This window comes from Flavobacterium tyrosinilyticum (assembly GCF_023656565.1).
Classification (GTDB): domain Bacteria; phylum Bacteroidota; class Bacteroidia; order Flavobacteriales; family Flavobacteriaceae; genus Flavobacterium; species Flavobacterium tyrosinilyticum.
Window position 1 is genome coordinate 274,551 of sequence record NZ_JAMOKG010000002.1, and the last position, 13,464, is coordinate 288,014.

Here is a 13,464-nt window from a genome sequence, read left to right on the forward strand (position 1 = left end):
TAAGATAACGGTTGTATTCAAAATAAATTTCGCTGAATTCTGAATAAAATTGCTATAGAAGTGCATTTTAACAGCATCTTCATAAAGGTTCCTGCTTATAATAACTTAAGAGGGCTTATATGGTTTAAAATTATTTGTTTAAGAAAGTTTGAGAACCAATAATTTGAAGTTTTACAAAGCGTAAAATAGCAACAGTTTCATAATTTGTTCATAATAAAACCTCAAAACGTTTCGTTATAACCCTTATAAAATGATACATTTGAATACTAAATATTATTAAAATGCGTAAACTTTCCAGGTTCTTTTTATTCCAAATTTTCCTTGCTTCGACTATAGCTTCGGCACAAAAATCGGCGATTTATACGTATGAGTTAAAGGATTTTGACAAAGCACTGGCTTTATATAACGACAAACAATATGCTTCGGCACAGTTGATTTTTGAAAAAGTAAAAAACAATACTACAAATGAAGAAGTGCAGTCTGACTGTGCTTACTATATTGCAAATTCTGCCATAAGAACCAATAAAGCAAATGCCGATGCTCTGGTAGAACAATTTGTGAATGATTATCCAACAAGCACTAAACAAAATCAGGCTTATATCGATGCCGCGCAATTTTTCTTCGAACAAGGAAATTATCCAAAAGCTTTGCAATGGTTTGATAAAGTAGACGAAAGCTACATGAGTAAAACAGAATCGGATAAGTTTAACTTCATGAAAGGTTACAGCTATTTTAATGCTAAAAAGAAAAAAGAAGCGACTAACTATTTTAATAAAGTGGTAAATTCTAAAGAATATGGTTCTCAAGCCAAATATTATTTAGGATTTATGGCTTATGAGGGTGACGATTACAAAGAAGCAACGAAGTATTTTGATGAGGTTTCGGGTGAAGAAAAATACAAAGAAAAGCTTTCTTATTATCAAGCTGATATGAATTTCAAGTTAGGAAATTTCCAAAAAGCGATTGATTTAGGATTGGTAGCCATGAACAAATCGAACGATATTGAAAAATCGGAACTGAATAAAATCATTGGAGAAAGTTATTTCAACTTGAAGCAATACGGAAAAGCAATTCCGTATTTAGAACAATATGCCGGTAAAAAAGGAAAATGGAACAATACCGATTTCTATCAATTAGGTTATGCGTATTACGAACAAAAAGAGTACGAAAAAGCAATTTCTCAGTTCAATAAAATTATTGAAGGAAAAGATTTTGTGGCTCAGAATGCCTATTATCATTTAGGTTTAAGCTATTTAAATACAGGTAAAAAGCAAGAAGCTTTAAACGCTTTTAAGAATGCTTCTGAAATGGATTTTAATGCTCAAATTCAAGAAGATGCTGCTTTAAATTATGCTAAATTGAGTTATGATATCGGAAACGCTTACCAAGCTGTTCCAGGCATTTTGTTGGATTTCCTTAAAAAATATCCAAATAATTCAAGCCGTGCAGAAGTAGAAAAACTTTTGGTTGATTCTTATATTTCTTCTAAAAACTACAAAGAAGCTTTGGCTTTATTAGAAAAAAATAGAACTGCAGAAAACAAAGCGGCTTACCAAAAAGTGCTTTTTTATCGCGGACTAGAATTGTATAATGAATCTAATTATCAAGAAGCAGGTAAAATGTTCAAAAGCGCGATCAGCGAGCAAAAAACTCCTGAATTTACGGCACGTGCCACTTTCTGGAAAGCGGAAACTGAATATTTGAATGATGATATGCAAAACGCTCTTCTGACTTACAAACAGTTTGCAGGAATGGCTGCGGCAAAATCTACAGATGAATATAAAAATATCAACTATAACATTGGTTACACGTATTTTAAATTGAAAGAATACGATCAGGCAGCAAATTCTTTTCAAACTCAAATTGATAATGCTCCTTCAGATAAAGTTCGTTTAAACGATTCTTATTTGCGTTTGGGAGATTGTCGTTTTGTAACCTCAAAATATAGTGCGGCAAATGAAGCTTATGCAAAAGCAATTGCAGCAAAAGGCGTAGATGCAGATTATGCTCAATTCCAAAAAGCACTTTCTTACGGATTTATGTCAAATAATGCTAAGAAAATTGAGGAACTGAATAATTTTCTTCAGATGTACAAAAAGTCATCTTATCGTGATGATGCTTTATTTGAGTTAGGAAATACCTATGTAGCAGAAAAGAAAAACGATCAGGCAATAAAAACTTATGATCAATTGATCTCTGAATTTAAAGATGGATCATTTACTTCGAAAGCAATTTTAAAACAAGGTTTGATTTATTATAATTCAGATCGTGATCAACTGGCTTTGACGAAATTTAAAAAAGTAGCTGCTGAATTCCCGAAAACACCAGAAGCTTTAGAAGCAGTTGCAACAGCAAGATTGATTTATGTGGATTCAGGAAAAGTTGATGAATATGCGACTTGGGTTCGTACATTAGACTTCGTAGCCGTTACAGATGCAGAATTGGATAACGATACTTACGATGCGGCTTTCAAACAATACAACCAAAACAATTCTAAGCAAGCTATTACTGGTTTTGCAGGTTATGTTTCTAAATTTCCAAACGGATTGCATGCATTGGAAGCTAATTTCTATTTAGGACAGCTTACTTATGCAGAAGGTTCTGAAACAAAATCTGTTGCAAATTATCAGTTTGTAATCGATCAGCCTAGAAACGAGTTTACAGAACAAGCTTTAAACAGATTGGCTCAGATTTATTTGAAAGCAAAAGATTGCGATAAGGCAATTCCAGTTCTAACAAGATTAGAAAGCGAAGCCGATTATCCTCAGAATAAAACTTTTGCTCAAGCGAACTTGATGAAGTGTTATTATGATAAAAAAGATTATGACCATTCTGTAGTTGCGGCTGAGAAAGTATTAGAAAATCCTAAATCAGACGCTGGCGTAAAAGCAGATGCTCAGATTATTGTAGCGCGTGCAGCAATGCAGACAGGAAATGAAGATAAAGCGAAAACGGCTTACGCTAAACTTTCAGCTTCATCAAAAGGAGAATTGGCTGCAGAAGCTTTGTATTATGATGCGTATTTTAAAACAAAAGAAGGGAAATATGACGCTTCTAATGTTGCTGTTCAAAAATTAGCAAAGAGCTATTCTGCCTATAAATATTATGGAGCAAAAGGTTTGGTTTTAATGGCAAAAAATTTCTACGGATTAAAAGACAGTTATCAAGCGACATATATTTTAGATAATGTAATCAACAATTTTACAGATTATCCAGATGTTGTTGAAGAAGCTAAAAAAGAATTAGCAGCAATTAAATCGGAAGAGTCTAAAACAAATTCGTCGATTAATAAATAAGAATACAAGAGTATAGAATAAAGAAAATAGAAAAAAGATTTAAAGCAAAGAGAAGAAAATCTATTCTCTATTTTCTTTATTCTATTCTCTAAAAAAATAAAACAATGAGTTTACCTTTTTACATAGTTGATGTTTTTGCTGATAAAAAATACGCTGGAAATCAGTTGGCGGTTTTTATGGATGCAGAAAATTTAAGTACAGCACAAATGCAGCAGATGGCTCGTGAGATTAATTTTGCGGAAAGCACATTTGTAACCAAACTAGATAGAGAAAATAATAAAGCAGAAATTAGAATATTTACTCCTGCGCACGAAATGCAGTTTGCGGGACATCCGATCATTGGAACTTCTTGGGTTCTGATGAATAAGATCTTTGAAAATTCGCCTAACGAAATAAAATTAGAGGTTCCGATTGGGCCAATTGCAATTTCTAAATCAGATGATTTGATCTGGTTGAAAGCGGCGCAGCCAAAGTTTTGGGATACTTTTTCTAAAGTAGATTTTACCTTTTTCAGTAATCTGCAAGTGAGTGATTTCGAAAATCAATTTCCAATTCAGGAAGTTACAACCGGAAGCGCTTTTGTTATGGTTGGATTAAGCAGTAAAAGAGCTCTTGAAAATTTGGTTCTGGATAAAGATAAAGCTGATGAATGGATGAAACAACATTGCAAAACAGATCATAGAGGTTTATACTTTTATTATTTAGAAGGAGAAAAACTGTTTAGCCGAATGTTGTGTGTAGAGCATAATCAATTGGTAGAAGATGCTGCGACAGGAAGTGCCAGTACTTGTTTACAGGCTTTTTTATTAAAATATCATAAACCTGAATTGGAATTGACTAATCATCAAGGAGATTACATAGGCCGCCCATCTGAAATTTATTTTAACGGAAAACTAAGTGGAGATTTGTTTGATATTAGAATAGGAGGTAAAGCTCAGTTTGTGGCTAAAGGTGATTGGGAAGCTTAAGTGAGAATATAGAAAATAGAACAAAGAAAAAGATTTTAGAATATAGAAAGAGAACAAAGGGTTTTTAGTGTAAGAAATAAGAAATAGCATAAGTCTATTTTCTATACTCTTTTCTCTATACTCTTAAAAAGAAGAAATATGAAATTAAATTGCCAGTATAAAATTATCGTTTTACTCGTATTGTTTGTAGGTCAATTTTCGTTTGCGCAGAAGAAAAATGAAAGTATAGGAACGGAAACTGTAAACGTTGTAAAGCCTTATTCGCCAACTATTTCAGATGCTTTTAAAGTAAAAGAAACGCCTTCGCTTGACGACAGTGGCAATCAGCCGAAAGAAGTTATTAAATACAGTATTTTGTCTGTTCCTGTAGCATCGACTTTTACTCCTTCAAAAGGAAAAGCAGAAGGGGTTGAGAAAGCTAAAAAAGAAAGATTGTTTAATAACTACGCAACTTTGGGTGTTGGAAATTACAGCACTTTAAATGCAGAATTATTTGTAAATCAGGATTTAGGAAATAACGATTATGTAGCAGGAATGTTTCGCCATCATTCTTCTCAGGGAGGTATTAAAGATGTGGAATTGAATGATGAATTTTACGATACGGCAATTAATGTAGGTTACGGTCAGAATAATAGAGATAACAACTGGAATGTAGATTTAGGATATCAAAATCAGATTTACAATTGGTACGGACTTCCAGCTGACTTTGGTTCTACAATTCCAGATCAGCGCTATGATTTAGTAAACAGCATCAATCCGGATCATTCTTATAATACGATTTGGTTGGGCGGAAATGCCGAATTTACAGAAAGCATTTTTAGCAATCTTGCAGCAAAATTCACCCATTTTTCAGACAGTTATTCTTCATCAGAAAACAGATTTTTTGTAAAGCCAACTTTTACAGTTGATGTAATGGATCAGGAAATTAAAACCAATGTAATTGTAGATCACGTAAGCGGTTCTTTTAAGAATAATTATTTGCAAAACAATACAGAAGCTGTAAAATATGGTTTTACGAATGTAGGAATCGAGCCAAGTTTTGTGATTCATGAAAACGATTGGGCTTTAGAATTAGGAGCAGGAGTTTTCTACAGTGGAGATACAGAAAATAGTGGGAATAAATTCTATTTGTATCCGAAGGTAAATGCTTCATACAAACTGGTTGGAGATTTAATGATTTTTTATACAGGGGTAGATGGAGGTTTAAAGCAGAATTCTTACGCCGATTTTGTCACCGAAAATCCGTTTCTATCACCGACTTTAAATATGCGTCCGTCAAGTACACAATATAATGTTTTTGCTGGTCTAAAAGGGAAATTGGCAAACAATGTAAACTATAATTTGACAGGTTCGTACTTAAATGAAAAAGACAAAGCATTATTTAAAGCTAATGATTATACAGAAGTGATTACGAATGAAGATTATGCTTTTGGAAACTCTTTTGGAGTGGTTTATGAAGACATTAGAACGTTACGTTTTTATGCAGAATTAAAAGCTGATTTCTCTCAAAATGTAACTTTCGGGATCAACGGAACTTTTAATAGTTACAATACAGATAACGTTGTTGAAGCATGGAATTTGCCAACAATGAAATTAAGTTCAACTTTAGACGTTACTATTACTAAGCAGTGGTATGCAGGATTGAATGTGTTTTATGTGGGTGAAAGAAAAGATATGCAGGCAAATACTTCTTTAGGAATTGATACTACACCAATTACTTTAAAAAGTTATTTTGACGCCAATGCTCACGTTGGGTATAAATTCAGCGAGCGTTTAACGTTTTTCTTAAAAGCGAACAATATTGGAAATCAAGCGTACCAAAAATGGATGAATTATCCTGTACAAGGATTCCAAGTTTTAGGAGGTGCAAATTATAAATTTGATTTTTAAGAGATCTTTGCCATAAAGATACCTAGGCACAAAAACATTTTACATGAATGTGCCTTTTTTTTTCAGCCATGAACTCATGAATTTTTTGGAGTAGATTCGTGAATTCGTGGCTGTTTTTTTTTAATAAAAGAAAAACCTTTGCATCTTTGTAACTTAGAACCTCAGTACCTCAAAAAAAAATGACTTTCAAAGAAAAAATATATTCCCATTCCACCCAGATGGTTCAGGACCGAATAGATGTTTTTAGAGACATGATTTCAAATCTGACAGAAGATTCAAAAAACGATGCCAAAGGTTCTGCCGGAGATAAACACGAAACGGCCTTGTCAATGATGCATATCGAACAGGAAAAACTGACTACTAAACTAAAAGAAGCGATAGAACAAAAAGCAATTTTGGACAAAATAGATCCACTTAAAACTACTGAAAATATAGTTTTAGGAAGTTTAGTTAAAGCAAACGGAATCTATTTGTATGTGAGTGTTGCACTTCCTAAAATAACAATTGACGGAATTAATGTGATTGCACTTTCTCCGCAATCTCCCCTAGGAAATCATTTAATGGGAAATAAGGTTGGGTTTCAGTTTGAAATAAATAAGACGCATTATACTATTCAAAGCGTTGAGTAATCTAAAGTAGACTTGGACTACTTTGTCAAAGTTTGAAACTTTGACAAAGTTCTCTAAAGATTAGACATAAAGTAATTCCACACAGTTTGTCATTTCGAGGAAAAAAACCTGAGCGATAGCGAATTGGCGAAGCAAATCTCTAGCAACTATATTGTATATATTGTGAATCTTTTCCTTTTATTAAAAATAGCCCGTGGTTTTAACCACGGGAAACGTATTGTATGTATTGCGTCCCGTGGTTAAAACCATGGGCTATGTTTTAATGTTATTGTAGAGTTACTGCGAAGATTTCATTCCCGAAGCTTCGGGAATGAAATAATAAACAGTTGGCTAATGATTGTACAAATTATAATTCCAGAACAACTTTTAGTTTCTTCTTTACGAATCTTTCATCAGTAATGGAATAACTCAAAAATTAATTCAAAAAACGGGTTTAAACTTTCAATTTTCAACCAGTTTTCTAGCCAAAATTAAAATTTTCAAGTTTTGAGCTTGTTTTTACTTATAAATTTTACATTTTATATGTAAAAATAAAATTATGATTATAAATTGTAACTGAAATCAATACTTGTGTTTTTCAATTGTAACTAATATTCCATCTTTGCCCTATCAAATTAAAATTTAAGGAATTAAAATATAAAATTATGTGTGGAATTGTATGTGCCTTTGATCTTAAACAAAAAGCCGAAGCGTTAAGACCTCAAGTATTAGAAATGTCAAAAATCATTCGTCACCGCGGACCAGACTGGAGCGGAATTTACAGCAATGATAAAGCGATTCTTTCTCACGAGCGTTTGGCTATTGTAGATCCAGCTTCAGGAAAACAACCTTTATTTACAGAAGATAAAAAATTGGTTTTGGCTGCAAATGGTGAGATTTACAATCACAGAGATTTACGTAAACAATTTGAAGGAAAATATAACTTTCAAACTGAAAGTGACTGTGAGGTTATTTTAGCTTTATATAAAGAAAAAGGAGTAAGCTTTGTAGATGAACTAAACGGAATCTTCGGTTTTGCAATTTATGATGTTGATAAAGACGAGTATTTCGTAGCTCGTGATCACATGGGAATTATTCCATTGTATATTGGTTGGGATCAGCACGGAACTTTTTATGTTGCTTCTGAGTTAAAAGCTCTTGAAGGATATTGTACAAAAATCGAATTATTTCCTCCGGGACACTATTTGTCAAGCAAAGACGGAGAATTTGTACAATGGTACAAAAGAGACTGGACAGAGTATGATGCGGTAAAAGATAACGAGACAAGTATTCCAGAAATCAGAAAAGCATTGGAAGCTGCGGTTCACAGACAATTAATGAGTGATGTTCCTTACGGAGTTTTACTTTCTGGAGGTTTAGATTCTTCTATTACTTCAGCTGTAGCTAAAAAATTCGCTCAAAAAAGAATTGAGTCAGATGATACTACAGATGCTTGGTACCCACAATTGCACTCTTTCTCGGTTGGTTTAGAAGGTTCGCCAGATTTAGCAGCAGCTAGAAAGGTGGCAGATCATATTGGGACTATTCACCACGAAATTAAATTCACTATTCAAGAAGGTTTAGATGCAGTTCGTGATGTAATTTACAACTTAGAAACATATGATGTAACTACCGTTAGAGCTTCAACTCCAATGTGGTTAATGGCAAGAGTGATCAAATCTATGGGAATCAAAATGGTTCTTTCAGGAGAAGGAGCAGATGAGTTGTTTGGAGGATATTTATATTTCCACAAAGCGCCAAACGCAAGAGAATTTCACGAAGAAAACGTTCGTAAATTAGGAAAACTTCATATGTACGATTGTTTGCGTGCAAACAAAAGTTTAGCAGCTTGGGGAATCGAAGGTCGTGTACCATTCTTAGATAAAGAATTTATGGATGTTGCAATGCGCATCAACCCACAAGATAAAATGATCAACAAAGAACATCCGATGGAAAAATGGGTTGTTCGTAAAGCTTTTGAAGACATGCTTCCAGAAAGTGTGGCATGGAGACAAAAAGAGCAATTTTCTGATGGAGTAGGATACAGCTGGATTGATACTTTGAAAGAAGTAGTGGCAAGAGAAGTTTCGGATGAGCAATTAGCAAATGCTAGGTTTAAATTTCCGTTACAAACTCCAACTTCAAAAGAAGAATATTACTATCGTTCTATTTTTACAGAACATTTCCCAAGTGATGCGGCGGCATTATGTGTGCCTCAGGAGGCAAGTGTGGCTTGTAGTACAAAAATTGCTTTGGAATGGGATGAAGCTTTCAAAAACATGAACGATCCATCTGGAAGAGCGGTTTCAAGCGTTCACGATGATGCCTACGTTAAAGCATAATACGAGTTTAATTTTTAGAATTAGTATATATTTTTTAGGAAAAACGTTCTCTGTCGAGAGCGTTTTTCTTGTCTAAAGTAATTTACTGCCGTGAATTTCTCGTTGACTCCAAGGAGGCGAGCTATTAATTGATTTTCTTTTAATATATTTGGTGTCTGCAGTATTATTGTTAAACACTTGATATTTTAACGAATTTAATAATGGAAAGCGAAAATTAATATTTAGTTTTGCTTTCAGTCGAAAATTTTAATGATTTTTTAATGTTCGCTTCACGGTTGAGCAATAATGAAAAATAAAATAAAAAAATAGAATATTATGTCTGGATTGTTGGCCGTAATTGGTAAAGGAAAAGACCCGAAACTTGTAAAAGAACTTTCTGAAAGAATGTTACATCGTGGTCCTGATGAAAGTGATGTTCGCATTATGGAAAATGGTAGTATACTTTGTCATGAGAGTTTATCGATTATCGATCTTAATTCGGGTAGACAGCCAATTCAAGGAACTGATAAAGCTTGGATGGTACATGATGGCGAAATTTATAATTATCAGGAACTGAAAAATACAGTTTTGCAGCATCATACTTTTAGAACAGAATCAGATTCAGAAGTGATTGTACATCTTTATGAGGAATTTGGATATGATTTCTGTAATAAACTAGACGGAGATTTTGCTTTTGTGGTTATTGACGGTGATAAATATATTGCAGGTCGTGATCCAATAGGGGTAAAACCGCTATATTATGGTTTAGATGAAAGAGGACGAATCTATTTTTCATCAGAAATGAAAGCTATTGCAGATCAGTGCAAATCGTTTTCTACTTTTCCTCCAGGGCATTATTACACTGCAAAAACAGGTTTCGTAAAATACTATCATCCAGAATACGAAGATCATAAAAATGCAAATCAGGCATTAGATTTAGGGCTAATTCGTGAAAGTCTTATTCAAGCAACACGTAAGCGCTTATTGGCAGAAGTTCCTCTAGGGGTTGTGCTGTCAGGAGGTTTGGATACTTCTTTGATTTCGGCTATTACTTCAAGATTATTAAAAGAAAAAGGACAGAAATTGCATTCGTTTTCTATTGGGTTAGATGCTGATGCGCCAGATAATATTTCGGCTAGAAAGGCTGCGGAATTTTTAGGAACAGAACATCACGAAATACATTTTTCTGTAGAAGAAGGAGTTAAAGTTTTAGAAAAAGTAATCTATCATATTGAAACGTATGATATTATTTCTGTACGTTCGGGTGTTCCAATGTATCTGCTTTCTAAAGCAATTGCCGATCAGGGCATAAAAGTAATCTTATCAGGAGAAGGGGCAGATGAGGTTTTTGGAGGACATTTGTACTTTAGAAATGCACCGTCAGAAGAAGAATTTCAAGATGAAACAATAGAAAGAGTTCAGAAGCTGTTTACGGCCGATTTACTTCGCGCAGATAAAACGACAATGGCAAATGGTTTAGAAGTTCGAATTCCGTTTTTGGATACAGAATTTTTAGATGTTGCTATTCGAATTAAAACAGAAGAAAAACAGCCTAAATCATATGATGGCGTTGAAAAGTATATTTTAAGAAAAGCGTTTGATACTCCAGAAGATCCTTATTTGCCTTCGGAAGTTTTGTGGAGACAAAAAGAACAGTTTTCTGACGGGGTAGGCTATAATTGGGTTGATGAATTAATAGAGTATTGTGCGTCACAGGTTACAGATGAGCAATTATTTGGAGCAAGTGCGGAATTTCCATATAACTCGCCAACGACTAAAGAAGCATATTTATACAGATCTATTTTTCATAAATTCTATCCACAGGTCAGCGCAGCGCAAACTGTTCGTAAATGGATTCCAAAATGGCAAGAAAACCTTGATCCAAGTGGAAGAGCAAATGCGGCCCATTTAAACGGTAATTTTGAACCAGTGAAGACTAGTGTTATTGCTTAAGAAGTGAAATTCCAATTTTCTTAAATTCCAAATTCCAAATTCCAAAACCAAGAGGGAGAATTCAAAAAAAAAATAAATTCCAAATTCCAAGTTGGAACTGAATATAAGGAAACCGAAATGAATTTTAATGTCATTTCGGTTTTTTTAATTTTAACATATTAGACTGATTTTAAAAATTTGATTCGGTATTTCAGGTTGAGATTTGGAGTTCGAGATTTGGAATTTGGATTTTCAAAATTGGAATTTGATATTTAAAATTGTGGGATTTTCAAAAATTTGGAATTTAAACTCATTTTTGGATTTATTTTTTGGTTTTTCAGACAATTGTGTTAATAACTTAAGTGCTTTAAGTCGTATTTTAATGGGTATATAGCTTGCGATTTCATATATTTGCGTGTTAGACAATAAATACATTTTAGAATAAATTATATGAGCGAAGAAATCAAGAAGAACAATTATTCAGCAGATAGTATTCAGGCATTAGAAGGAATGGAGCACGTAAGAATGCGTCCATCAATGTATATTGGAGATGTAGGAGTTCGAGGACTGCATCATTTAGTTTATGAGGTTGTTGATAACTCTATTGATGAGGCCATGGGAGGGCATTGTGATACTATTGGTGTCTCAATAAACGAAGATGGTTCTGTTACGGTTGAAGATAACGGACGTGGTATTCCAGTAGATTTACATAAAAAAGAAGGAGTTTCTGCTCTTGAGGTTGTAATGACAAAAATTGGAGCCGGAGGTAAATTCGACAAAGATTCATATAAAGTTTCTGGAGGTTTACACGGGGTTGGGGTTTCGGTTGTAAATGCCCTTTCTGTTCACATGAAATCTACTGTATTTAGAGAAGGTAAGATTTACGAGCAAGAATACGAAAGAGGAAAATCTTTGTATCCAGTAAAACAAATCGGAGAAACAGATAAAAGAGGTACACGCCAGACTTTTTACCCAGACGATACCATCTTTACTCAAACTACTGAGTTTTCATACGATACGCTTTCAGCTCGTATGCGTGAGCTTTCTTTCTTAAATAAAGGAATCACAATTACTTTTACAGATAAGAGAGAAGTTGATGAAAAAGGAGAATTTAAAAGTGAAGTATTCCATTCTGATGAAGGGCTTAAAGAATATATTCGTTATTTAGATGGTAACCGTGAGCCAATTGTTTCTCATGTTATCAGTATGGATAATGATAAAGGTGAAATTCCTGTTGAGGTTGCCTTAATTTACAATACAAGTTATACAGAGAATATTTTCTCTTATGTAAATAATATCAATACGCACGAGGGGGGAACGCATTTACAAGGTTTTAGAAGTGGTTTGACAAGAACGCTTAAAAAATATGCAGATGCTTCTGGTTTATTGGATAAATTAAAATTCGAAATTGCTGGAGATGACTTCCGTGAAGGATTAACGGCAATTATTTCGGTAAAAGTATCTGAACCTCAGTTTGAAGGACAAACGAAAACTAAGCTTGGAAATAGAGAAGTAGTTTCTCCAGTTTCTCAAGCGGTTGGAGAAATGTTGGAGAATTATTTGGAAGAAAATCCAAATGATGCAAAATTGATTATCCAAAAAGTAATCTTAGCAGCTCAAGCGCGTCACGCAGCGAAAAAAGCGCGTGAAATGGTACAGCGTAAAACCGTTATGGGCGGTGGCGGATTGCCAGGGAAATTATCTGACTGTTCGGAGCAAGATCCAGCAAGATGTGAGGTTTACCTTGTCGAGGGAGATTCGGCTGGTGGAACGGCAAAACAAGGACGTGATCGTAACTTTCAAGCGATTCTGCCATTACGTGGTAAAATCTTGAACGTTGAAAAAGCGATGCATCATAAAGTATTCGAAAACGAAGAGATTAGAAATATTTTTACTGCATTAGGAGTTACAGTAGGAACTGCAGAAGACAGTAAAGCATTAAATCTTGAAAAACTAAGATATCACAAAGTAATCATCATGTGTGATGCCGATGTCGATGGTAGCCACATTTCTACCTTAATATTAACGTTCTTCTTCCGTTTCATGAAAGAGCTTATTGAAGAAGGTCACGTTTACATTGCTGCACCGCCTTTATATTTAGTTAAGAAAGGAAATAAGAAAGAATACGCATGGAATGATGTTCAGCGTGATCAGGCTAACGAAAGAATGGGGGGGAGTGCCAATATTCAGCGTTATAAAGGTCTTGGAGAGATGAACGCGGAGCAATTATGGGAAACTACAATGGATCCGAATTTCAGAACTCTACGCCAAGTAAATATTGATAGTCTTGCAGAAGCTGATCAAGTTTTCTCTATGTTAATGGGGGATGAGGTACCGCCTCGTAGAGAATTTATCGAGAAAAATGCAGTTTATGCAAATATTGATGCATAAAATGAAAATTTAATAATTCCAATTCGTTTAATTGTTTAAATTTACTAGACAATTAAAC

At 34.1% G+C, this 13,464-nt stretch carries 7 protein-coding genes; all 7 read left to right on the forward strand.

The features are described 5' to 3' along the window. Window positions 1-281 precede the first annotated feature (281 nt). The gene (locus NCC77_RS08920; RefSeq protein ID WP_250835257.1) at window positions 282-3,296 is read left to right on the forward strand and encodes a tetratricopeptide repeat protein; all 3,015 of its coding nucleotides are present in this window, start codon (window positions 282-284) and stop codon (window positions 3,294-3,296) included. A 104-nt stretch (window positions 3,297-3,400) separates the two neighbouring features. Continuing rightward, window positions 3,401-4,264 carry a PhzF family phenazine biosynthesis protein gene (locus tag NCC77_RS08925; RefSeq protein ID WP_250835258.1) on the forward strand — a complete coding sequence of 288 codons (864 nt, stop codon included), beginning with the start codon at window positions 3,401-3,403 and terminating at the stop codon, window positions 4,262-4,264. A 138-nt stretch (window positions 4,265-4,402) separates the two neighbouring features. Continuing rightward, window positions 4,403-6,154 carry a TonB-dependent receptor gene (locus NCC77_RS08930; protein ID WP_250835259.1) on the forward strand — a complete coding sequence of 584 codons (1,752 nt, stop codon included), beginning with the start codon at window positions 4,403-4,405 and terminating at the stop codon, window positions 6,152-6,154. Window positions 6,155-6,333: 179 nt separating this feature from the next. After that, a complete protein-coding gene (locus tag NCC77_RS08935; protein WP_250835260.1) occupies window positions 6,334-6,783 on the forward strand; it encodes a hypothetical protein in 450 nt (149 codons plus the stop codon). A 644-nt stretch (window positions 6,784-7,427) separates the two neighbouring features. Beyond that, the gene (gene asnB / locus NCC77_RS08940) at window positions 7,428-9,104 is read left to right on the forward strand and encodes an asparagine synthase B (protein WP_095931434.1); all 1,677 of its coding nucleotides are present in this window, start codon (window positions 7,428-7,430) and stop codon (window positions 9,102-9,104) included. Window positions 9,105-9,419: 315 nt separating this feature from the next. After that, on the forward strand, window positions 9,420-11,036 hold the full coding sequence (gene asnB / locus NCC77_RS08945) for an asparagine synthase B (RefSeq protein WP_250835261.1): 1,617 nt from the start codon (window positions 9,420-9,422) through the stop codon (window positions 11,034-11,036). 429 nt (window positions 11,037-11,465) lie between these two features. Next, a complete protein-coding gene (gene gyrB, locus NCC77_RS08950; protein ID WP_095931436.1) occupies window positions 11,466-13,406 on the forward strand; it encodes a DNA topoisomerase (ATP-hydrolyzing) subunit B in 1,941 nt (646 codons plus the stop codon). Window positions 13,407-13,464 lie beyond the last annotated feature (58 nt).